Genomic DNA, 22,794 nt, shown 5'->3' with positions numbered 1-22,794 from the left:
ATCCGGGCGTCGCGCGCGTCAGGCTCCGAGCCGCTTGAGTGCGGTCTGCACGACGTGCTTGGCGGATGCCGCGGCGCGACCGACCACCTCGGCCGCGTGCGCGGCGCCGTCGGGCAGGGGCGGGACCCCGATGAGCCCGGAGATGTCGGGCGCGGAGTCCCCGTACGCGTYGGCGAGGAACGGGACGAGCCAGTCGTCGACCTCTTCCAGAGGCGCGGCCTCGATGCTGTAGAAGCGGCGCTGTCCGTCTTCGCGCACGGTGACCAGCTCGGCCTCGCGCAGCACCTTGAGGTGCTTCGAGACGGTGGGCTGACTGATGCCCAGCTCGCTGACGATCTGCGTCACGCTGGTACCGGCGTCCCCGTCCTCTGACCGCTGGCGCAGGAGTTGCAGGATGTCCCGTCTCGTGCCGTCGGCGATCACGTCGAAGATGTCGGTCATGCCTTCACAGTAGCCGCGCCGAGGGCGGAGTACCATGACGAAGGCTTGGCGGACGGAGGATCGGAGGGGCTCGACCATGGCGCGCACCGCTGCCCCGCGATCCTTCTCCGAGATCGCCCGACGGACCGTTCGTCTCGGCAAGACCCTGACGACCTCATCGCCCTCTCGGTTCGCGATCGTCGTGTTCTCGGCGCTCATCCTGATCACCACGGCGCTGCTGTCGCTGCCGATCGCGAGCGCCGACCGCACGGTGACGCCGCTCGCGGACGCGCTGTTCACGGCGGTCTCCACGATCTGCGTCACCGGCCTGTCCACCGTCGACATGTCCACGCACTGGTCGGGCTTCGGGCTCGGCGTGATCTTCGTGGGTGTCAACATCGGCGGCCTCGGCGTGCTGACCCTTGCCAGCGTGATGGGCCTGGCGATCTCGAAGCGGCTGGGGCTGCGCGCCAAGCTCATCGCGGCGGGCGACACCAACCCGATGCGAGCGCACGGCGGCCCCGTGAACGAGAGCCAGACCGTGCGCCTCGGCGAGGTCGGATCCCTGCTGCGCACCGTGGCGATCTCGGCGTTCACGATCGAGGCCGGGCTCATGGTGCTGCTCTACCCCGCGCTGCTGACCGCGGGGGTGCATCCGGTCAACGCCCTGTGGGAGGCGCCGTTCTACGCGGCGATGGCGTTCACGAACACCGGATTCACCCCGAACCCCGGGGGGCTCGAGCCGTTCGCGCAGAACTACTACGTGCTCAGCGTGCTCATGCTCGGCGTATTCCTGGGCAGCCTCGGCTTCCCGGTGATCTACACGCTCACCCGGCAGCGCTGGCACGTGCGGCGCTGGTCGCTGCACGCGAAGCTGACCATGCTCACCACGATCGTGCTGTTCGTGGTCGGCGCCGCCGTGTTCCTGCTGCTCGAGTTCGACAATCCGAAGACCTTCGGATCCATGGATGCCGGCGACACCACGTTCCAGGCGTTCTTCCTGTCCGCGATGACGCGTTCGGGCGGCTTCAGCGTGGTGAACATGGGGGATCTGAATGGATCCTCGATGCTCGCCGCCTCGATGCTCATGTTCGTCGGCGGCGGCTCCGCGTCCACGGCCGGCGGCATCAAGGTCACCACGCTCGCCGTGCTCGCCCTTGCCGTGATCAGCGAGGCCAAGGGACGTCCTTCGGTGCAGGCGTTCGGGCGCCGGATCCCTTCGGACGTGCAGCGCGTCGCCCTCAGCGTGGTGGCCTGGGGGGCCACGACGGTCGCGCTGTCCACGATCGCCATCAGCCAGATCACGAAGTACCCCGTGGAGGAGGTGCTCTTCGACGTGGTCTCGGCCTTCGGCACCGTGGGCCTGTCGACGGGCGTCACCGAGAGGCTGCCGGATGCGGCGACCTACATCCTCGCCGCGACGATCTTCATGGGACGCGTCGGCACGGTGACCCTCGCGGCCGCGGTGGCCGCGACGTCGCGCAATCAGTTGTACTCGCTGCCCGTGGAGCGGCCGATCGTCGGCTGACCCGCAGCAGCCGCGGTCGGCGGAGTCGCGGGGGGCGTCACGTCCTCCCCCGATTCGGCTGACGCGGAACGCCCCAGCGGCGGACAGTAAAGTGGGCGGCATGGTTGAAGTGCTGCGCAACGACGCTCCGGTGCTCGTGATCGGCCTGGGCCGCTTCGGCGCCGCCTGCGCCGGCGAACTGGACCGCCTCGACCGGGAAGTGCTCGCGATCGACACCAACCTCGAGCTGGTGCAGAAGTGGTCGGAGCGGGTCACGCACGCCGCGCAGGCCGACACCCGCAACATCGACGCGCTGCGCCAGATCGGCGCCCAGGACTTCCAGGTCGCCGTCGTCGCCGTCGGATCCTCGATCGAGGCCTCGGTGCTCATCACCGCGAACCTCGTCGACCTCAAGGTGCCGCAGATCTGGGCGAAAGCGGTGTCGCAGTCGCACGGCAAGATCCTCGCCAGGGTGGGTGCGAACCACGTCGTCTACCCCGAGCGCGAGGCCGGGGAGCGCGTCGCGCACCTCGTGTCGGGCCGCATGCTCGACTTCATCCGGTTCGACGACGACTTCGTGCTGGCCAAGATGTATCCGCCGAAGTTCATCCGCGGCGTGGGCCTGAACCAGTCCGGTGTGCGCAGCAAGTACAACGTGACCGTGGTCGGCGTGAAGAGCCCCGGCAAGCCGTTCCGCTACGCCGAGGCCGACACCGTCGTCACCAACCACGACCTCATCATCGTGTCGGGCACGAACAGCGACATCGAGCGGTTCTCCTCGCTGGATCGCTGAGCCTGCGCGGCACCGGGCCGGCACCTCCGTCGGTACGTGGCGCCCGGCGTGCCCGGCGTGACCGCGAGACCGAACCCTCGTCCCGAGACCGACGTTCTGATCTGCTGTCTCGGCACGCAGAATCGGTTTCGCGGTCACGGCATGTCCGTCGCGAGGGGGATGCCGACCGCGCCGGCGCGTGGTCGGATGGAGACATGACCGACTTCACAGCGCCCTTCGCCGCCGCGCCGCCGGTGCTCTCGCTGCAGGGCCTTCGCAAGCAGTTCGGGCAGAAGGTCGCTGTCGACGACCTCTGGCTCGATGTCCCCGCCGGGTCCATGCTCGGCCTCCTCGGCCCCAACGGCGCCGGCAAGACAACGACCCTCGCGATGACCACGGGACTGCTGCGCCCCGATGCCGGCTCCGCCCAGGTGCTCGGTGCGGACGTCTGGCGGGATCCCGCCGCCGCCAAGGGCCGCATGGGGGTGCTGCCAGACGGCGTGCGGATGCTCGATCGCCTCACCGGCGCCGAGCTGCTGCGCTACACCGGTCTGCTGCGCGGCATGACCGAGGCCGAGGTCGTCGCCCGGACCGGCGAGCTGCTGGACGCGCTGGGGCTCGCCGACGCCGGCAGCACGCTGGTCGTGGACTACTCCGCGGGCATGCGCAAGAAGATCGGCCTCGCGTGCGCGCTCATCCACGCGCCGCGCCTGCTCATCCTGGACGAACCGCTCGAGGCGGTCGATCCCGTCTCGGGCGAGACGATCCGGCAGATCCTTCGGGCGTTCGTCGACGGCGGCGGCACGGTCGTGCTGTCCAGCCACGTCATGGAGCTCGTCGAGTCCCTGTGCGATCGGGTCGCGATCGTCGCCGATGGGCGCCTTCTCGCGAACGGCACCCTCGACGAGGTGCGCGCGGGCGAGACGCTGCAGCAACGCTTCCTCTCCCTGGTCGGCGCGCACGAACTCGGATCGGAGACGCTCGCATGGTTGCGCTCCTCGTAGGCTTGCGCTGGCGCCAGCTCGGCCATCAGCTCGGGCGCAACCCGTGGATGATCGTGTCCCTGATCATCTCGGGGATGATCGCCCTCGGCCTTCTCGCCGCCCTCGCGGCGGGTCTTGTGGCGCTGCGGATCGCGGCGCCCGATGCGGCCGTGCGCACGCTGGTCGTCGTCGGCTCCGGCATCGTGCTCGTGTGGTGGATCGGCTCGATCGTGGTGAGCGTCGACGACTCACTCGCCCCCGAACGCTTCGCCCTGCTGCCGGTCACGGCACGATCGCTGCTGCCGGGGCTCGTCGTCGCGGGCGCCACCACGATCGGCGGCATCGGCACGACCGTGGCGCTGCTGCTCATGCTCGTCGGGTGGTCGGTGAGCCCGCTCGCGCTCGTGGCCGCCGTGGTGCTGATCCCGCTCGCGCTCGCGACGTGCGTGCTCGGCGCCAGGGTGGTCAGCGGCGTGCTCGCCGGGTGGCTGGCCGGACGGCGGACGCGCGACCTGGTGATCACGCTCGGCGTGCTGCTCGTCGCCTGCTCCGGTCTGCTGATCAACGTGCTCGTGCGCGCTTTCGCCCGGCTCTCGGACCCCTCGGCGGTCCTGCCCGCGATCGCCGACGCCACCGGATGGACGCCGCTGGGCGCCGTATTCGGCGTCTCCGCCGCGCTCGCCCAGGGCGATCTGCTCGCAGCGGGCCTTCGGCTGCTCATCGCCCTCGCGACGGCCGCGGCCCTGTGGTTCGCCGCGCGCGGGCTGCTCGCCGCACGCCTGGTCGCGCCGATCCAGAGCCGCAGCGGCGGCCGCGTGCGCTCGGGCGGACTGCTCGATCGCGTACTCCCCGCCTCCCCGGTCGGAGCGATCGCGGCCCGCACCCTGCGCTATGCCACGCGCGATCCGCGCCAGGTCATCAACACCGTGATGATGGTGCTGCTGCCCGCGCTCCTGATCGGGATGACTCTGATGAACGGACGCGGGGAGGGCTCATTCGCGCTGGGCCCCGCCGCGATCCTCATCCCGGCGATCAATGCGCTGCTGATCGGCACGATCCTGCAGCTCGGCATCGCCTACGACAACGACGCGATCGCCCTGCATATCCACAGCGGCGTGCCGGGACGGGCGGATCGCGCGGGCCGTCTGCTCGGGTTCGGGATCATCGCGGTGCCCGTGACGATCGTGCTGTGCGTCGCGGCGAGCATGCTCGCGGGGCGGATGGACCTCATCCCGGCCAGCCTGGGCGCGGCCCTGGGCCTTGGCACGGCGGCGGCCGGCCTCGGGGTGTGGGTGGGCGCATTCCTGCCCGGCCGCGCACCCGCCCCTGAGGCGAATCCGTTCGGACGCGGATCCTCCGGCGGGGTGCAGTCGATGGTCGCGATGATGATCATCACGCCGCTGAGCCTGGCGATAGGAGGGCCCGCGTTCGGCCTTGCGATCGCCGCGATCTGGACGCCGTGGCTCGGCTGGCTGAGCCTCGCATTCGGCCTGGTGTGCGGAAGCCTCGCCATGTGGGGCGGCGCGGTGCTGGGCGGACGGATCCTGGAGCGGCGCTGGCCCGAGGTGCTCGCCGAGGTCGCCAGCGAGGCGTGAGGACGGAGGGCCCGGTACATCGGGCCCTCTGCGTCAGGCCCCGGCGGCGAGTTCGCGTGCCCGCGCGAGCGCGGCGTCGGTGGCGCGGGCGAACAGGCCGTCCAGAGCGGCGTCCTGCAGCACGGCGATGGCGCGCTCGGTGGTGCCCTTGGGGCTCGTCACGCGTCGGCGCAGCTCTGCAGGATCCTCGCCCGACGCCTCCAGCAGCGCGGTCGCGCCGATGAAGGTCTGCTCGGCCATCAGTCTCGCCTCGGGCTCGGCGAAGCCCTTGCCGATCGCGGCCTTCGTGAACTCCTCGATGAGCAGGAAGACGTAGGCGGGACCGGATCCGGAGATCGTGGAGAGCGGGTCGATCTGCTCCTCCGCGACCTCGATCACGGATCCGACCGTCTCGAACAGTCGGCGCACGAGGGCGCGCTCCTCGTCGGTGACGCCGGGAGCCGCGGCGAGACCGGTGACCGCGCGGCCCACGGTGGCCGGTGTGTTCGGCATGGACCGGAGCACGCTCGTGCCGGCCGGCAGGTGTGCGGCGAAGGTCGCCAGGGTGACGCCGGCCGCGATGCTCACGACGATCGCGTCCTCCCGCAGATGCGGGGCGATCTCGTCGAGCAGGTCGGGCACCATGGCCGGCTTGACGCCCACCACCACGATCCGCGCGCCCGCTGCCACGTCGTTGCCGGAGGGCTCCTGCTCCAGCGCGATCGAGCGCACACCCGGCAGACCCTCGAGCTCGGCCGCGCGCACCGAGGTCCGATTGGTGGCGGTGATGCCGCCGTCGACAGAAATCCCGCTCGCGACGAGGCCACGCAGGATCGCGCCTCCCATCGAACCGGCACCGAGGAACGCGACAGAGGGRAGKGCATCGACCATGCSGCCATCCTACGAGCCCGCTCCGTGCGGTGGCAGGGCCGGCGTCCGCCCGCTGCAGATGCCGGTCGGGCCGTCATGCGTCCCGCCGCCGCGCATAGACTCGTGGCATGAGTGCATCCGGTGGTGGCAAGGCGATCCTGGCGGCGTTCCTCGCGAACATGGGCATCGCTCTCGCGAAGCTCGTGGCGTGGCTGCTCTCCGGATCCGCCTCGATGCTCGCGGAGGCCATCCACTCCRTCGCCGACTCGGGCAACCAGCTGCTGCTGATGCTCGGCGGCCGCAAGGCGCAGCGCCGCGCGGATCGCGAGCACCCGTTCGGCTACGGCCGCGAACGCTACGTGTCCGCGTTCGTGGTGTCGATCATCCTGTTCTCCGTCGGCGGCGTGTTCGCGATCTACGAGGGCGTGCAGAAGCTCATCGAACCGCACGAACTCGACAAGACCTGGTGGTGGCTGCCGCTCGCCGTGCTGATCGTGTCGATCGTGCTGGAGTCGTTCTCGCTGCGCACCGCGATCAAGGAGAGCAACCACGTGCGTCCGAAGGGGCAGTCGTGGATCTCGTTCATCCGGCGCGCGAAGGCCCCCGAGCTGCCCGTCGTGCTGCTCGAGGACACCGGCGCGCTCGCGGGTCTGCTCTTCGCCCTGCTCGGCGTGGGGCTCACCCTCCTCACGCACAATCCGGTCTTCGATGCTCTCGGCACCCTGATGATCGGCCTCCTGCTCGTGCTCATCGCGATCGTCCTGGGCATCGAGACCAAGAGCCTGCTCGTCGGCGAAGGGGCCAACGAAGCCGACTTCGACCGCATCGTCGATGCGATCCACGCGGGCGACGAGGTCGAGAAGCTCATCCACATCAAGACCCTCTACCTCGGCCCCGACGAGTTGCTCGTCGCCGCGAAGATCGCCCTGACCTCGGACAAGACCGTGCGGGCGGCGGCCGACGACATCGACACGATCGAGGCGCGCATCCGCGAGGCGGTTCCGGCCGCACGGGTGATCTATCTCGAGCCCGACATCTACCGGCCGGCTCAAGACCCCTCCCCCTCCACCGACGCGTTCGTGCTGCGTTCGGCCGACTGACCTGGCGGATCCGTCGTGGTCGACCCGCTCGCGGCCGCACTCGCCGACCCCACGGTCTCCGCGGACGCGCGGCAGAAGCTGCAGCACGTGCAGGATGTGCTGCGCGAGGATCCGCAGGCTCGCCTGATCTCGCTGTTCTTCGAGGGCGAGGAGCCCCGCGCCGCCGTGGCGTTCGGCGACGTCGACGCGGCGGAGCTGATCGTGGTCGTGCTGCACGGGATCGACACGGATCTCGCCGCGTTCGCGGGCTGGGCGGGCATCACCCAGCGGCTGTGCGCCGACACGATCCGCGCGAGCACGCTGCGCGGGGGGACCGCCCGGATCGCGACCGTCGCCTGGTTCGGCTACGACTCCGGCACCCACCTGTCCGCGCTCGCGACSAAGCAYGCGACCGTGGGGGCGGCGCGGTTGGCCGGCGATCTGGTGCGGATGCGGCACGGCCATCCGCAGGCGCACATCGCACTGCTCGCATACTCGTACTCGTCCACGCTGTTCGGCGAGCTGGTGCTCTTGGACGGCGCGGGCCCCGTATCCATGGGGTTCTCGATCGCCTCGGCCGGAATGACGCACATGGCCGCGGATGCGGTGGCCGAGGCGATCTCGAAGCGCTCCTTCTCGTTCTACGCGACGGAGGCCTCGAGCGACGCGACCGCTCCCCTCGGACGGCTCGGCGCGCATCCGGTCGACCCCCGCGACATCGAGGGCGCGATCGTCTACTCCTCCGACGGCGGCCCCATCCCAGGGTCAGGTGGCGAGCAGGGCGAGCCCACCGACGGGCATGCCTCGCAGACCGAGGTCGACGAGCACGGTGAGCGGCACCGCGGCTACTTCGATCCGCGTGCGCAGGCGTATCTGTTCGCCGTGCAGCGCCTGGCCAGGCTGGCGTCGCGACACCCCAAGGCCTGATCCGGAACCTCGCGAGCGTCTCGTGCGCCGGGGTCAGCGCCGCTCTGCGAAGAACGCGCGCAGCTGCTCCACAGCCTCGTTCTCACGGACGCCGCCGATGACCTCGGCCCGGTACGGCAGCCGGCGGTCGCGCAGCACGTCGTAGAGCGACCCGGCGGCTCCTGCCTTGTCGTCCCAGGCGCCGAACACGACCCGGCCGATCCGGGACTGCAGGATCGCGCCGGCGCACATCACGCACGGCTCCATGGTGACGACGAGCGTGCAGCCGGTGAGGTTCCAGGACCCGTGTGCGGCGGCGGCCGCGCGCAGGGCGATGATCTCGGCATGGCCGGTCGGATCCGTCGTCTCCTCACGGTTGTTGCGCCCCTCCCCGATGGGCCGGCCCTCCGGGTCGAGCACGACGGCGCCGACCGGGATCTCGTCCGCGACTGCGGCTGCGGCGGCGAGGGCGAGGGCGCGCCCCATCGCCGTGTCGTCCGTCACGGGTCGTGCTGCGTTCACCGGTCCTCCCGACGGTCGAGCCTAGCCGCATGCCCCTCACCGGATACGCTGTCCCTATGCGCGTTCACGTGGCCGACCACCCCCTCATCACCCACAAGCTGTCGGTGCTGCGCGACGCGCGCACGCCGTCGCCGGTGTTCCGCCAGCTCACCGAGGAGCTCGTGACGCTGCTCGCCTAYGAGGCGACGCGCAACGTGCGGGTGAGCCCGATCGAGATCACSACYCCGGTCACCACGACSATGGGCGTGAAGATCTCSGAGCCGCGGCCGATCGTSGTCCCGATCCTGCGYGCCGGTCTCGGCATGCTCGAGGGCCTCGTCAAGCTGCTTCCGACCGCCGAGGTCGGCTTCCTCGGCATGGTCCGCGACGAGGAGACCTTCGAGCCGACGACCTACGCCGAGCGCCTGCCGGATGACCTCAGCGGACGCCAGTGCTTCGCGATCGACCCGATGCTCGCGACCGGCGGATCCCTCGCCGCCGCGATCCAGTTCCTGTTCGATCGCGGTGCGGACGACGTCACCGCGATCTGCCTGCTCGGCACGCCCGAGGGGGTGGCGGCGATCGAAGCACTCGTGGGCGACCGCAACGTCACCCTGGTGCTCGGCGCCCTCGATGAGCGTCTGAACGAGAAGGGGTACATCGTGCCCGGCCTCGGCGACGCGGGCGACCGCCTGTACGGCACGGTCTGAGACCGGCGATCACACGGCCAGCACGTAACAGCGATCCTCGCCGTAGGCCGTGAACCCGCAGCGCGCGAGGATCGGCGCCGAGGTCTCGACGCGCCCCTTGACGAGCGCCGTGGTCGCCCCGAACTCGGCACCGATGCGCAACCGCTCGGCGAGCACCGCCCGGTAGGCGCCGCGCCCGCGGAAGTCGGGCAGCGTCGCCGCGCCCCAGAGACGGAGGAAGCCGTCGACGACGGTGCAGCCGCCCGTGCTGATGGGGCGCCCGTCGATGCGGGCCAGTGCGCGGGCCCCCGTGCGAGCTTCGAGCTCGGCCGTCACCTCGGCGACCTCGGTACGCAGGCCGGCCTCGCTCAGCGGCTCCTGGCCCCAGACAGGGACGTTGACAGTGTCGACATCTCGCACGTCGAGCACGGTGCGCACCGCAGCGACCTCGACGCCGACCGGCACTGCGATCGGATCGCCCGGGATCGGGCGCGCGAACACGGTCACGGTGTCGTCGTGCACGGCTCCGCGCCGTCGCAACTCGTCCTCGAGGTCGGGACGGTCGGCGGCGTTCGTCCAGAACGTCAACCGGTCCTCGTCCCACGCCCGGGTGCGTGCGATCGCGTGGTCCAGCACCGACGGTGCGTCGAGGTCGGATGCGACCTGCGAAGCGCGCACACCGCCGCCGAACCGGGCCGGGTAGCGGACCAGCTGCAGAGCGGACTTCTCCTGCTCGCTCCCACGCGGGAACCACACCCAGGCTGCCGAGGCGCGGGCGATCTCGGTCTCAGAATGCATCGGCATCCCGGGAGGATCCCGCCGCGACGAGCGCATCGCCGGCGACATCGTGCTCATCGCCCTGTGCCTCTGCGTCCTGATCGGCGCCGACGAGGTGCGCGAACGCGCTGAGCCGGGCSACRCCCTCGGGCGTCCACGGCAGGTCGTCCAGCAGGGCCGGCGAGTGCACCAGGTAGGCGGCGACCTTGGCCCGCGAGATCGCGACGTTCAGCCGGTTCTGCAGCAGCAGGAACTCCGGCCCGCGCGGGGCATCGCGTCCGCTCGATGCGGCCAGCGACGTGATCGAGACCACCGCCTCCCTGCCCTGGAAGTTGTCGACCGTGCCCACCGCGACCTCCTCGAGGCCGGCATCCGCGAGCGCGTCGAGGATCAGCTGCTTCTGGGCGTTGTACGGCGCGACGACGATGATGTCGGCCTGCTCGAGCGGGCGCGGCAGTGCGCGCGCCATGCCGTCGGTGTAGTCCCGCCCGATCAGGGCGCGCACGATGCGGACGACCTCCGCGGCCTCCTCGGGCGACTGCGTGGCGTTGCCGCGATGCCGGATCGGCCGCACGTGCAACCCTGGCTCGATACCGTCGATCACGCGGCGCTCCGTGCCGGGCGCCGATGCCAGCGCGCCCGCGTAGGCGAGCTGCGAGACCGGGGCGGCGACCTCCGGATGCATCCGCCAGGTCCGGGCGAGGAACGCTCCGTGCGCCGGGTCGATGACCGCCTTGTCGTGCATGACCCAGCCCAGAGCCGAGGTGTCGACGGGCTCGGGGTGCGTGCCCTGGCTCACCTGCGGCAGCTGCTGCGGATCCCCGAGCAGCAGCAGCCTCTGCGCGGCCACCGCCACGGCGATCGTGGAGGCGAGCGAGAACTGCCCCGCCTCGTCGATCACGAGCAGATCGAGCTCGCCGCGCTGCACACGCCTGGTGCTGGAGAAGTCCCAGGCCGTGCCGCCCACCACGCAGCCGAGGCCGGCGGCGCCCTGCTCGGCGAGATACGCGGCCATGCCGTCCTTGCGGATCGCGGTGAAGACGGGCTCCGGCCCGTGCGGATCCTTCGGCGCCTTCGCCACCTGGGCGGCCGGAACCCCGGCAGCGACCACCCGTTCGAGCAGGTTCTCCACGATCGCGTGCGATTGCGCGACCACGCCGATGCGGTAGCCGTGCTCGTTCACGAGCCGGGCGATGACGTGCGAGGCGGTATACGTCTTGCCGGTGCCGGGAGGGCCCTGGACAGCGAGGTAACTGCGGTCCAGGTCGAGCACACCTCGCGCGATCGCGTCAGCAGCCTCCGGCAGACGATCGTCCGGTGACGTGGCGCTGTCCGCGGTGTCGGTGCTTCCGTCGGGATGCCCGTCCGGCCCTGTCCCCAGGACAGGCAGCGGCTCGCCCGAGACCGTCCGCGGCACCACACGGCGCAGCACGTCGGTCGCCGCATCCTGCGGGAACGCGGGGGCCGCCGACAGCACGGATCCGGCCCATTCCTCGATCGCTCCCTGCAGGGAGTTCACTCGGGGTGGCGAGGCAGGGGTGAGGGCGAGCGGCAGCTCGTCCCAGGTCTGCCCGCCGATCGAGCGCTCGCGGATGCGGTAGCCGTCGTCGAGCACCTCGACGATCTCCACCTCGTGCGGCACGTGGATCACACGCGCGGGGAACTCACCGAAGAACGGCGCGGGAGCCTCGTAGAGCGCGAACGGACTGCCGCCGACATTCAGAGTGCTGCCGGGCGCGACCTCACCGTGCAGGTCGACGAGACGCGTGACGGCGCGGGCGCCTTCCTCCATGCCCCAGTCCTGCGCGACGGCCGAGCGATCCGGGTCCACCCGCAGCACATCGCGCGTCGACTCCCACAGCGTCACCGGTTCGCGCAGGCGCTGGAAGTGCGAGATCCAGAAGCTCTTCGCCTCGCGCGGGAAATAATCGATCGCGGCCGCCGCGACTCGATGGAACTGACCGGCCTGCTCGAGTGCAGCGCCCGTCGCGCCCGCGCCCCGAGCCTCATCCTGCTCACGCTGCCCCTCGGCCTGCAGGGCGAGCGACAGCGGCGCGGGTTCGTAGGCGCGCGTCTCGGGCTCGTCCGGCGGAGCCGGCAGCACGCCCGCCTCGCGCGCGAGGCCGACGAGCCAGTTGCGCAGCCGCCTCGTCGAGACGCAGTCGTAGCGGTTGTAATCGGCGAGGTCGGCGAGGATCCCCTCGGCCTCGGCGGTGCGGCCCGAGGCGGCGAGCCCCCGCGCCTGCACGTACTGGACGATCGAGTCGTCGCCCTTCTGCACGTCGCTCGTGCGCACCTCGGCCCCCATGTAGAGCGGCTCGAGCTTCTTGATCGAGTACGACCGCGATCCGATGCGCACCGTCCGCAGCACCAGCGGATACAGGTCGACGAACACGCCCTCCCGGAGCAGCCGGTCGACGTCGGCCTCGCCCACGCCGTAGCGCTCCGCCATGTTCTGCAGATGCGAGGTCTCGTAGGGGGCGTAATGGTAGATGTGCATATCGGGGTGCGCCGCCCTGCGCGCCTTCACGAAGTCCAGGAAGTCCTGCAGCGCCTGCCTCTCGGCCGCGAAGTCGTGCGCCCACAGCGCGGTGTACTGCTCGGCGTCGTCGACCCAGCCGAACAGGTAGTCGAGCCCCCAGTGCTTGTTCTCCCGAGCCTGCCCTTCGCCCGGCTCGGTGTAGAGCGGATCCCCCTCGAAATCGAAGAACAGGTCGCCGCGGCTGGGCCGCGGCATCAGTCCGATCGCCGCCGCCGAGACGACCTCGAACGGCGGCGCGGGGTGTGCGCCGTCCCGTCCAGGCTCGCCAGCGTCTTCGGCCGCCATCGCGGCGAGCTGCAGCCGGGCCTGCGCACGGAGCGCCTGGAACGTCTCGACGTTCATGCCCTCCGGCGCATCCTCCGCCGGGGCAAGGTCGTCGATGGTCCTGATGCCGGAGGCGCGGAGTCGCGCCCGCTGCACCGGGCGCATGCGCGCGACGAGCAGCAGATCCCGGTGGGCGACCACCTCGAGCTCGCAGGTGGCGCAGCGCCCGCAGGCGACGATCTGCAGATCTCCGCGGTCGTCGCCCCAGGCGAGCGGCGCACCCGCCGCGCCCTCGTCGATGCGGCGGTCGGCGATGAGGGCGCGCAGGCGCGCACGGCGCACGTGGAACAGCGGCAGCAAATCGCTCACCGCATGCGTCGAGATGCTGCGGTCGCCGAGGATCAGATCCACTTCGTCGGAACGCGGGATGCCGACGCGGTCGAGTTGATCGACATATGCCGCCAGCTGCATGAGCGCCGTCACGCGCGCGGTGCGGGCGAGCTTGGAGTCCTGCACGCGCCACCGCCCATCGGGGTCGCGCCGCAGGAAGTCCGCGAACCCGACGAACTCGGGCGTGGAGAACGCGGCCTGGTAGATCACCGTCGCGTCGGACCGCAGCGCGCGCAGCGTGTCAGCGACGACCTCCGCCAGCGCCTCGGCATCGGTCGAGGACACCTTGGGCAGCTCGATCACGCCCGGCCCGCCGTCGACGGATCGCCCGAGCTCCGCGATGTAGTCGTCCAGCACCACGAGCTCGTGCGCGTCGCCCATCGCCGCGGCGCGGGCGAGCGTCGCGTCCTCCGGATCCTCGACCGGCTCGATCCTCCCGAGCTTGGCGTCGACCGCGCGCGCCCAGGCGAACTCGCACTCGGCCGCGAGCTTGAGATCCGTGGCACTCCAGATCACGCGCTTCCGGTCGGATCCGACGTTCTGATCGGATGCGGAAGCGGTGATCACGCGCACGAGGGCTCCTGTCGTTCGGGGGCGACCGATCGGGCCGTCGCTTCGACCCTAGACGGGACCCCCGACATCACGGGCCGGCGTCAGCGCCACCAGGTGTCGTCGGGCGTGACCGGCTGGCGGCGCTTGTGCGAGGTCGCGAGGTAGCGCGCCTCGATGCGCTGCGCCACGTCGGCCGCCACCTCGCGCCCCTCCAGATAGTCGTCGATCTGCTCGTAGGTGAGGCCCAGCTCGTCCTCGTCGGCACGGCCGGGCGTGCCGTCCAGCAGGTCGGCCGTGGGCACCTTGTATGCCAGGCGGTCCGGCGCGCCGAGCGCCAGCAGCAGCGCCCTGCCCTGGCGCTTGGAGAGCCCGGCGAGCGGGGTGAGGTCGCAGGCTCCATCGCCGAACTTGGTGAAGAAGCCGGTCACCGCCTCCGCCGCGTGATCCGTGCCGATCACGAGCATGCCGCGCTGGCCGGCGATCGCGTACTGCGTGACCATGCGCAGACGCGCCTTGATGTTGCCGCGGTGGAAGTCCGCCACGTCCTCCAGGCCCGCCGCCTCGAGGTCGTTCTCGAGCCCGTCGACACCGTGCTCGATGTTGACCTCGACCCCCTCGTCCGCGGCGATGAACGCCATCGCCGCGGTCGCATCGTCGGCGTCGTGCTGCACCCGGTAGGGCAGGCGCACGGCGATGAACGTCGCCTCGCCGCCCTCGGCGCGCACCTTCTCGACGGCGAGCTGCGCGAGCCGCCCGGCGAGCGTCGAGTCCTGTCCGCCCGAGATGCCGAGCACATAACCCTTGGCGCCCGTGTGCTGGAGGTAGTCGACGAGGAAGCCGACCCGGCGGTCGATCTCCGCGGCGGGGTCGATGTCGGGGCGCACCCCGAGGCCTGTGGCGATGTCCTGCTGCAGGGTCATGCTTCTCCTTCGGTCGTGGAACCAGTATCCAACGGCGACGTTTCGCGCGCGTGAACGCCGCCGTGGCTCCGGCGGCGCCTGCGAGGATGGAGGCATGAGACTCCTCGTCGCCGCCCTCGCGTCCGAACTGCAGGCCTTCCCCGAGGAGCTTCCGGGCTTCGACCGGCTCGTGACCGGCCCCGGCAAGCTCAAGGCCGCGTACGGCCTGACCCGCGCGCTGGACGCGGCCCCCTACGAGGAGATCGTGGTCGTCGGCACGGCGGGAGGCGTGGATCCGGATCTCCCCGGCGGCGTGTACGAGATCACCGCGGCGATCCAGCACGACGTCCAGGACCTCGACGGCGTGATCGGGCAGCACGTCTCGCTGCCGCCGCGTGTCGCGACCGGCCGCGACGGACTCGTCATCGCGACCGGGGACAGCTTCGTCGATGACGTCGCCGTGGTCGAGCGGATCCGCGGCCTCGGCGGGGTGCTCGTCGACATGGAGACCTACGCCTACGTCTGGGTCGCCGACCAGTTCGACGTGCCGATCCGCGTGCTGCGCGCGATCTCCGACACCGCTCAGGACGGCGCCACCACCGTCTGGGACGAGACCGTCGCGGCCTGCAGCGTGCAGTTGCGCGAGCAGATCCGGGACGAGTACGGAGTCTGAGAACGCACCGCAGTCGACCGGTCGTGGACATTTCAGTTAACGCTCGCTAATCTGAATCACGAGTCCACGACCGCTGCGAAGTCGCCCAACGGAGGGTGCCGTGTCCGAATCAACCGCGCCGAGCATCGGTGCGCCGACCTACCGCGAGCTCGTCGACGAGCTGCGCGCCCGGCGCGCCGAAGCCGCCCTGGGCGGACCGGAGAAGAGCCGCCTCCGCCACACCGAGCGCGGCAAGCTGCTCGCCCGGGACCGGATCGATCACCTGCTCGACACCGGCAGCCCGTTCCTGGAGGTCGCACCGCTCGCCGGCTACGGTCTGTACGGCGGTGACGCCCCCTCGGGCGGCGTGGTCGCCGGGATCGGGCTCGTGCACGGGCGGCACGTCATGGTCGTCGCGAACGACGCCACGGTCAAGGGCGGCACCTACTACCCGATCACCGTGAAGAAGCACCTGCGCGCGCAGGAGATCGCGGCGGAGAACCGGCTGCCCTGCATCTACCTCGTCGACTCGGGCGGCGCSTTCCTGCCGATGCAGGACGAGGTGTTCCCCGATCGCGAYCAYTTCGGSCGSATCTTCTACAACCAGGCCAGGATGTCGCGGGACGGGATCCCCCAGATCGCCGCCGTGATGGGGTCGAGCACGGCCGGCGGCGCTTACGTGCCGGCGATGAGCGATGAGACGGTGATCGTGCGCAATCAGGGCACGATCTTCCYCGGCGGCCCCCCGCTCGTGAAGGCCGCGACCGGCGAGGTCGTCACCGCGGAGGACCTCGGCGGCGGCGAGGTGCACACCCGGGTCTCGGGCGTCGCCGACCACCTCGCGGAGAACGACGAGCATGCGCTGCAGATCGTCCGGGACATCGTGGCGACGCTGCCTCCCGCGCCGCAGCCCTTCGACAGGCTCAGGGACCGCGCAGATCCGACTGCCGCGGTCACGGATCCCCCCGTCGTCGACCTGCTCGACGTGGTCCCGGTCGAGCTGACCGTGCCCTACGACGCGCGCGAGATCATCCACGGCATCGTCGACGGCGGCGCATTCACCGAGTTCAAGGCCGAGTACGGCACCACCCTGGTGACCGCGTTCGCGCACATCCACGGCCACCGGGTCGGGATCATCGCCAACAACGGCGTGCTGTTCGGGGAGTCGGCGCTCAAGGGCGCGCATTTCATCCAGCTCTGCGAGCAGCGCCGCACCCCGCTGCTGTTCCTGCAGAACATCACCGGCTTCATGGTCGGTCGCGAGTACGAGGCGAATGGCATCGCCAAGCACGGCGCGAAGATGGTGAACGCCGTCGCGACCGCGACGGTGCCCAAGCTCACCGTCGTCGTAGGCGGATCCTTCGGCGCCGGAACCTACTCGATGTGCGGAAGGGCGTACTCGCCGCGGTTCCTGTGGCTCTGGCCGGGCGCCAGGGTCTCGGTCATGGGCGGACCGCAGGCCGCGTCGGTGCTGTCGACCGTGCGACGCGACCAGATCGAGGCGGCGGGCGGATCGTGGTCGGCCGAGGAGGAGGCCGAGTTCCAGGCCCCGATCCGGGCGGCGTACGACGAGCAGGGCAGCCCCTACTACTCCACCGCCCGACTGTGGGACGACGGGATCATCGAGCCCGGCCAGACCCGCGATGTGCTCGGCCTCGCGCTCGACGTCGTGATGCGGGCCTCTTCGACCGACCAGCCGGCCGCCGGCGCAGCGGCAAGCCGGCAATACGGCGTCTTCCGGATGTGAGTGAGATGCACCGCACTGAGCCTTACGTGTTCGACACCGTCCTCATCGCCAACCGCGGCGAGATCGCCTGCCGCGTCATCGCGACGCTGCGCCGTCTGGGGATCCGCTCGGTCGCCGTCTACAGCGACGCCGACGCGGGCTCCCGCCACGTCGCCCTCGCCGACGTCGCCGTGCGGATCGGCCCCGCGCCCGCGGCGCAGAGCTACCTGAACATCGACGCCGTGCTGGACGCCGCCAGGGCGACCGGCGCGCAGGCGATCCACCCCGGCTACGGGTTCCTCGCCGAGAACGCCGCCTTCGCGCAGGCGTGCGCCGACGCCGGGATCGTATTCATCGGCCCCACCGCCGAGGCGATCCGCACCATGGGCGACAAGATCACGGCCAAGCTGGCCGTCGCGGAGCGCGACGTGCCCACGGTTCCGGGGGTTGCACGCCCCGGCCTCACCGATGCCGACCTCATCGCCGCCGCCGGAGGGATCGGCTACCCGCTGCTGATCAAGCCCTCGGCGGGCGGCGGCGGCAAGGGCATGCACGTGGTCACGGACGAGGCGCACCTGGCCGACGCGATCGCCGCCGCTCGGCGCGAGGCCGCCGCGAGCTTCGGCGACGATGCGCTGTTCCTGGAGCGCTACCTCGCCACCCCGCGGCACATCGAGGTGCAGATCCTCGCGGACGCACGCGGCAACGTCGTGCACCTCGGCGAGCGCGAGTGCTCGCTGCAGCGCCGGCACCAGAAGGTGATCGAGGAGGCGCCGTCCCCGCTGCTCGACGAGTCCACGCGCGCGGCGATCGGCGCGGCCGCGTGCGAGACCGCCCGGAGCGTGGACTACCGCGGCGCCGGAACCGTGGAGTTCATCGTCGAGGCGGCGAAGCCGGACGAGTTCTTCTTCATGGAGATGAACACGCGTCTGCAGGTCGAGCACCCCGTGACCGAGCAGGTCACCGGGCTCGACCTCGTGGAGCAGCAGCTGCTCATCGCCGCCGGTGCTCCGCTCGGTTTCGGGCAGGAGGATGTCGTGCTGCGCGGGCACAGCATCGAGGCGCGCGTGTACGCCGAGGATCCGGCCTCCGGCTTCCTACCGACGGGCGGCCGTGTGGGGCGCGTGATCCACCCCGAGGGCGAGGGGATCAGGGTCGACACGGCGATCGCCGACGGCCTGGACGTCTCGATCGACTATGACCCGATGCTCGCGAAGATCATCGCGCACGGCGCGGATCGTGACGAGGCCCGSCGSCGMCTGGTGCGMGCGCTCGACGRGACRGCGGTGTTCGGCTTCCCGACGAACGTGGAGTTCGTGCGGGCGCTGCTCGAGCTTCCCGAGGTGGTCGCCGGCGACCTCGACACSGACCTCATCGCCCGCCGCTTCGACGATCTCGCCTTCGCCGAGGCCGGCGCACGCGTGTTCGCCGAGGCGGCGCTGCTGTTCGATGCCGCGCCGCGCTCCGAGGCCGCGACGGTGTCCGGCCCGTGGACTCGCCGCGATGGCTGGCGCCTCGGCGTTCCCGCCCCGCGTCGCTACCGACTGGTCTGCGGCGAGCACCATGCCGAAGTGCGCGTGACGGGATCCGGATCCCGCCTGTCGGTCGAGGTCGACGGATCCGGTCCGGTGGCCGCCTCCTCGCGCGCCGAGGGAGCCTCGCACCGCACGATCACGATCGATGGCATGACGCGGACGGTCGCCGCGCTCGAGATCGAATCCGGCCGGGTTGCCATCGCGCACAGCGGTGCAGTGTTCGAGGTCGCCGTGGAGCGGGTCTCGCATGCGGGTGCGACGGCGGCGGAGAACCGCCCGCATCTGGACTCCCCCATGCCCGGGACGGTCGTGCTCGTGCACGCCGCCGACGGCGCGCACGTCGCGGAGGGCGATCCGGTGCTCGTGGTCGAGGCGATGAAGATGGAGCACGTGCTGCGCGCCGGGGTGGCGGGCACGGTCGCCGTCCACGTCGCGCAAGGCGACACGGTGGCCCGAGGGCAGACCCTGGCCGTGATCACTCCGGACCCTTCGGCAAGCTCAGGGACCGAACCGGGTGCCGGTTCGGGGACCGATGTCGAGGAGGTCGCGGARTGACGGGGAAGCGCATCGAGCAGCGGGGACTCTACTTCGAGGAGTTCGAGGAGGGCGCGGTCTACCTGCACCGCCCGGGGCGCACCGTGACCGAGGCCGACAACGTGCTCTTCACGACCYTGACCATGAACACCCAGGCCCTSCAYCTGGAYGCSGCSTGGAGCGCCGGMACCGAGTTCGGCGAGCGSCTSGTGAACAGCATGTTCACCCTGTCCACGCTCGTGGGGCTCTCCGTCGCGCAGCTCACGATGGGCACGATCGTCGCGAACCTCGGCTTCTCCGACGTGTCCTTCCCCGCGCCGGTGCGCATCGGCGACACCCTCTACGCCGAGACGCTGATCGTGTCGAAGCGGCTGTCGTCGTCGCGCCCCGGGCAGGGCGTCCTTCAGTTCGCGCACACCGGGCGCAATCAGGACGGCACGGTGGTCGCCCTCGCAACGCGGTCCACCCTCATGCAGTGCCTTCCCGCGGAGGCCGCGCGATGAGCGCGCTGCAGGGCCCCGCACTGCTGTTCTGCCCCGCGGACCGCGACGACCGGTACGCGAAGGCCCTCGCCGCCGCCGACTCCGTGATCCTCGACCTGGAGGACGCGGTCGCCCCCGCGGACAAGCCCGCCGCCCGTGTGCGCCTCGCCGCCGCGGGCCTGGATCCGCGGCGCACGATCGTGCGGGTGAACCCGGCGGACACCCCCGATCACGCGCTCGACCTCGCCGCCCTCGCCGGCACCGTGTACCGCACGGTGATGCTGGCCAAGGCCGAGTCCGCCGCCGACCTCGACGCCCTGCATGCTGCGGGGCACCGCGTGCTGGCGCTGTGCGAGACCGCGCGCGGTGTCGTCCACGCCGAGGAGATCGCCGCGCACCCCGCGACGATCGGGCTCATGTGGGGCGCGGAGGATCTCGTCGCGAGCATGGGAGGACGCTCGAGCCGGTTCACCGCGGGCGCCCACGCGGGCCGCTATCGAGACGTCGCACGCCTCGCGCGCTCTCGCGTGCTGCTGGCCGCGAAGGCGTTCGGGAAGGCCGCGATCGACTCCGTTCACCTCGACATCGCCGACGTCGACGGTCTGCGCGCCGAGGTTCTCGATGCCGCGGCGAGCGGCTTCGACGCCACCGCGTGCATCCACCCGAGCCAGGTCGCCGTGATCCGCGAGGGCTATGCCGCCACCCCGGCCGAGCGCGACTGGGCCGAGCGCGTGCTCGCCGAAGCAGAAGGACAGCCGGGGGTGTTCCGGTTCGAAGGCCGCATGGTCGACGAGCCCGTACTGCGGCAGGCCAGGGCGATCCTCGGGCGCTGATCGCCGCGCCCGAGCATCGCCCACCGTCGACCCCGACCTCGCCCCTATCTCGTCAGCGCCCGTTCCTCGAGCAGCTCGCGCACCCGCTCGATCGGCAGTCCTCGCACGCTCTGCCGGTGCCCGGCCATGTCCTCCCCCGCGACCAGAACGTTGAGCACCGCCTCCTCCGTCGCCTCGACCACCGCCGTGTAGAGCAGATCCATCCGCCCCCAGGGCACGGCGCGCACCTCGTCCAGCACGACCTCCTCGCCCTCCGCCGGGAAGCGGCTGGCGAGCGCACCCGGATTCGCCGTCGAGAAGGCGAGGAAGATGTCGCCCGAGAAATGCGATCCCGCGGTCCCCGTGCGCGCGAGGCCGAGAGAGACTCTCCGCGCCAGCGCCGTGCATTGTCCGGGCAGCAGCGGCGCATCCGTCGCCACGACCACGATCACGCTGCCGGCGCCCTGCGGCGGCGTCGCCGATCCCGCCGCGGACGATGCGACGTCGCCCGATTCCGCGGCCACCTCGTTCTTGAGCACCGAACCCACCGGCTCCCCGCGCACCGTCAGCTCCGACATCTCGCCGAAGTTCGCCTGCAGGAAGACGCCGACCGTGTACTCGGCATCTCCCAGCACGACCCGGCGCGAGGCCGTCCCGGATCCACCCTTGAATCCGTAGCAGATCATGCCGGTGCCTCCGCCGACGGCTCCCTCGTCGACGACCCCTGACCGGGCGGCGTCCAGCGCCGCGACGGCGTGCCGGGGCCGCACATGCAGACCGTTGATGTCGTTCAGGCGTCCGTCCCAGGTCTCCGCCACGACCGGCAGGAGCCATTGATCCGCCGCGCCCGGAACCGTGTCGAGCATCCAGCGGATGGCGCCCTCATGCGCGGCTCCGACGGAGTGCGTATTGGTGATGAGAACCGGGGTACCGAGGCTCCCCGACTCCGCGATCCACACGGATCCGGTCATCTCGCCGTTGCCGTTCAGCGAGTGCACTCCGGCTGCGACAGGAGTTCCGGCGCCGGCGCGGCCGCGCGGCAGGATCGCCGTGACGCCGGTGCGGACGACGACGGCCTCGCCGCCCTCGATGAGAGCCTCGCCGTCCTCGATGAGAGTGGTGTACCCGACTTCGACGCCCGGCACGTCGGTGATCGCATTGTGCGCACCAGGGATCCCCCCGCGCACCAGCCCGAGATCCCGCGCGCGTGCCCGGCTCATCCGCGCACCTCGTCCTCGAGCTCCTCGTCCGCGGGCAGCGGCAGCGTCCAGCGATCCGGCTTCCCGCGCAGGTAGAGCGCGTAGTAGAGCATGCCGAGGGCGAAGATCCCGACGGCGACCGCGACCGGGATCCAGTCGGCGATCAGGCTCATCACCAGGATCACGAGGGTTGCGAGCGTCATCAGGATCGGCGCGACCGGCCACATCGGCATCCGGTACTCGGCGGCGTCGGTCGTGTGGTTGATCCGGCCGACGAACGCGGCGAGACCGACCAAGGCGTAGAGGATCACAATCCCGGCGCTGGTGGCGACGAGCAGGACGTTGAATGGGACCAGCCACAGGCAGAGCGCGGCGATCACGCCGACGATGATCGTCGCGATGACCGGGGTGCGCAGCGTCGGATGGATCCGGCCCAGCGGGCGGTTGATCGCGTCGGGCCAGGAGCGGTCGCGTGCCGAGGAGAACAGGGTGCGGCCGAACTGCAGGATGATCGCGAGCACCGCGTTGATCACGGCGACGGCGATCCCGACGCTGACCAGGGTGTTGACGACCGGCCCCGCACGCTCGGTGAGGAACTGCGTCATCGGCGAGGGAGAAGCGACGAGGGCCGCGAGGTCCTTCGAGCCCAGCAGCACGGCGATCGTGGGGACGATCTCCGCGACCACGGCGATGAGCAGCGACCACAGGATCGCGCGACCGATCGTGGAGCGGGCGTTCTTGGTCTCCTCCGCGTAGTACACCGCGGCGCCGTAGCCGTTGAAGGCGAACAGGGCGGTCGCCGTGTAGGAGACCACGAGGCCGGCGGAGGCGCTCACGAGCACGCCTCCCGGCCCGCTCGTGGCCACCGTCCACAGCGTGGAGATCGGCTGACTCACGTGCAGGAAGCCCACCACTGTGAGCACCACCAGCGCGCCGATCTCCAGGATCAGGAAGACGCCGGTGACCCACGCATTGGTCCTGATCCCGAGGCAGGCGATCACGGTGGTCACCAGGATCACCACGATCCCGACCCACCCGCCCCCGAGAGCCTCCGAGAGCACCCCGAGGTACTGGCCCGCCCCCGAAGCGATCACGCCGATGATGAGCACGCCGCTGACCAGGTTCAGCA

The 22,794-nt window shown here is 71.1% G+C and carries 20 protein-coding genes; 12 read left to right on the top strand and 8 right to left on the bottom strand.

The features are described 5' to 3' along the window. Positions 1–18: 18 nt before the first annotated feature. Complete coding sequence (locus AC1DMN_RS09315) at positions 19–441, bottom strand: ArsR/SmtB family transcription factor (protein ID WP_477384142.1); 423 nt, start codon at positions 439–441, stop codon at positions 19–21. A gap of 76 nt (positions 442–517) precedes the next feature. Here AC1DMN_RS09315 and AC1DMN_RS09310 point away from each other — a divergent pair, with 76 nt between their 5' ends. From AC1DMN_RS09310 to AC1DMN_RS09295, 4 genes are all read left to right on the top strand, one after another. Further along, entirely contained in the window at positions 518–1,948 is a 1,431-nt protein-coding gene (locus AC1DMN_RS09310) for a TrkH family potassium uptake protein (protein WP_441975654.1), read from the top strand. Positions 1,949–2,048: 100 nt separating this feature from the next. Beyond that, complete coding sequence (locus tag AC1DMN_RS09305) at positions 2,049–2,720, top strand: potassium channel family protein (RefSeq protein WP_045272962.1); 672 nt, start codon at positions 2,049–2,051, stop codon at positions 2,718–2,720. Between the two features lie 194 nt (positions 2,721–2,914). After that, positions 2,915–3,703 carry an ABC transporter ATP-binding protein gene (locus AC1DMN_RS09300; protein WP_440734882.1) on the top strand — a complete coding sequence of 263 codons (789 nt, stop codon included), beginning with the start codon at positions 2,915–2,917 and terminating at the stop codon, positions 3,701–3,703. Further along, a complete protein-coding gene (locus AC1DMN_RS09295; RefSeq protein WP_477230396.1) occupies positions 3,685–5,277 on the top strand; it encodes a hypothetical protein in 1,593 nt (530 codons plus the stop codon). Before AC1DMN_RS09300 ends, AC1DMN_RS09295 begins: the two co-directional genes overlap by 19 nt. Positions 5,278–5,310: 33 nt before the next feature. Here the strand turns inward: AC1DMN_RS09295 and proC are convergent, their stop codons facing one another. Continuing rightward, entirely contained in the window at positions 5,311–6,147 is an 837-nt protein-coding gene (gene proC, locus AC1DMN_RS09290; protein ID WP_477230397.1) for a pyrroline-5-carboxylate reductase, read from the bottom strand. 107 nt (positions 6,148–6,254) lie between these two features. Between proC and AC1DMN_RS09285 the strand changes: the two genes are divergently transcribed. Both AC1DMN_RS09285 and AC1DMN_RS09280 read left to right on the top strand, forming a co-directional pair. Continuing rightward, a complete protein-coding gene (locus AC1DMN_RS09285) occupies positions 6,255–7,226 on the top strand; it encodes a cation diffusion facilitator family transporter (RefSeq protein ID WP_477384140.1) in 972 nt (323 codons plus the stop codon). Between the two features lie 15 nt (positions 7,227–7,241). After that, complete coding sequence (locus AC1DMN_RS09280; RefSeq protein WP_477230399.1) at positions 7,242–8,132, top strand: alpha/beta hydrolase; 891 nt, start codon at positions 7,242–7,244, stop codon at positions 8,130–8,132. A gap of 33 nt (positions 8,133–8,165) precedes the next feature. On the opposite strand, the gene AC1DMN_RS09275 is transcribed toward AC1DMN_RS09280, so the two are convergent. Further along, positions 8,166–8,615, bottom strand: a complete 450-nt coding sequence (locus AC1DMN_RS09275; protein ID WP_477384138.1) for a nucleoside deaminase — start codon at positions 8,613–8,615, stop codon at positions 8,166–8,168. A gap of 74 nt (positions 8,616–8,689) precedes the next feature. On the opposite strand from AC1DMN_RS09275, the gene upp reads away from it, so the two are divergent. Next, on the top strand, positions 8,690–9,322 hold the full coding sequence (gene upp / locus AC1DMN_RS09270; protein ID WP_440734876.1) for a uracil phosphoribosyltransferase: 633 nt from the start codon (positions 8,690–8,692) through the stop codon (positions 9,320–9,322). Between the two features lie 9 nt (positions 9,323–9,331). Here the strand turns inward: upp and AC1DMN_RS09265 are convergent, their stop codons facing one another. The 3 genes from AC1DMN_RS09265 to nadE all read right to left on the bottom strand — a co-directional run bounded on the left by AC1DMN_RS09265 (position 9,332) and on the right by nadE (position 14,746). Continuing rightward, entirely contained in the window at positions 9,332–10,105 is a 774-nt protein-coding gene (locus tag AC1DMN_RS09265; protein ID WP_477230401.1) for a GNAT family N-acetyltransferase, read from the bottom strand. Then, complete coding sequence (locus AC1DMN_RS09260; RefSeq protein WP_477230402.1) at positions 10,089–13,847, bottom strand: TM0106 family RecB-like putative nuclease; 3,759 nt, start codon at positions 13,845–13,847, stop codon at positions 10,089–10,091. Before AC1DMN_RS09260 ends, AC1DMN_RS09265 begins: the two co-directional genes overlap by 17 nt. A gap of 80 nt (positions 13,848–13,927) precedes the next feature. After that, on the bottom strand, positions 13,928–14,746 hold the full coding sequence (gene nadE / locus AC1DMN_RS09255; RefSeq protein ID WP_477230403.1) for an ammonia-dependent NAD(+) synthetase: 819 nt from the start codon (positions 14,744–14,746) through the stop codon (positions 13,928–13,930). Between the two features lie 94 nt (positions 14,747–14,840). On the opposite strand from nadE, the gene AC1DMN_RS09250 reads away from it, so the two are divergent. From AC1DMN_RS09250 to AC1DMN_RS09230, 5 genes are all read left to right on the top strand, one after another. Continuing rightward, the gene (locus AC1DMN_RS09250) at positions 14,841–15,398 is read left to right on the top strand and encodes a phosphorylase family protein (RefSeq protein ID WP_477230404.1); all 558 of its coding nucleotides are present in this window, start codon (positions 14,841–14,843) and stop codon (positions 15,396–15,398) included. 100 nt (positions 15,399–15,498) lie between these two features. Beyond that, positions 15,499–17,124: a carboxyl transferase domain-containing protein gene (locus tag AC1DMN_RS09245; RefSeq protein ID WP_477384136.1), complete on the top strand. Its 1,626-nt coding sequence runs from the start codon at positions 15,499–15,501 to the stop codon at positions 17,122–17,124. Between the two features lie 5 nt (positions 17,125–17,129). Then, a complete protein-coding gene (locus tag AC1DMN_RS09240; RefSeq protein ID WP_477384134.1) occupies positions 17,130–19,193 on the top strand; it encodes an ATP-binding protein in 2,064 nt (687 codons plus the stop codon). Further along, the gene (locus tag AC1DMN_RS09235; protein ID WP_477230407.1) at positions 19,190–19,675 is read left to right on the top strand and encodes a MaoC family dehydratase; all 486 of its coding nucleotides are present in this window, start codon (positions 19,190–19,192) and stop codon (positions 19,673–19,675) included. The genes AC1DMN_RS09240 and AC1DMN_RS09235 overlap by 4 nt, the downstream gene beginning before the upstream one ends. Further along, complete coding sequence (locus AC1DMN_RS09230; protein ID WP_477230408.1) at positions 19,672–20,487, top strand: HpcH/HpaI aldolase/citrate lyase family protein; 816 nt, start codon at positions 19,672–19,674, stop codon at positions 20,485–20,487. The genes AC1DMN_RS09235 and AC1DMN_RS09230 overlap by 4 nt, the downstream gene beginning before the upstream one ends. Positions 20,488–20,531: 44 nt before the next feature. On the opposite strand, the gene AC1DMN_RS09225 is transcribed toward AC1DMN_RS09230, so the two are convergent. Together AC1DMN_RS09225 and AC1DMN_RS09220 are read right to left on the bottom strand one after the other, a co-directional pair. Next, complete coding sequence (locus AC1DMN_RS09225; protein WP_477230409.1) at positions 20,532–21,686, bottom strand: DmpA family aminopeptidase; 1,155 nt, start codon at positions 21,684–21,686, stop codon at positions 20,532–20,534. Beyond that, positions 21,683–22,794 (bottom strand): APC family permease (locus AC1DMN_RS09220; protein WP_477384132.1); only part of this gene is annotated, 1,112 nt, incomplete at its 5' end. The genes AC1DMN_RS09225 and AC1DMN_RS09220, both read right to left, overlap by 4 nt.

Source organism: Microbacterium sp. 01T413_2, from assembly GCF_056398985.1.
The sequence above is the reverse complement of the archived record's forward strand: the minus strand, read 5'-3'. Positions and strand labels throughout refer to the sequence as shown.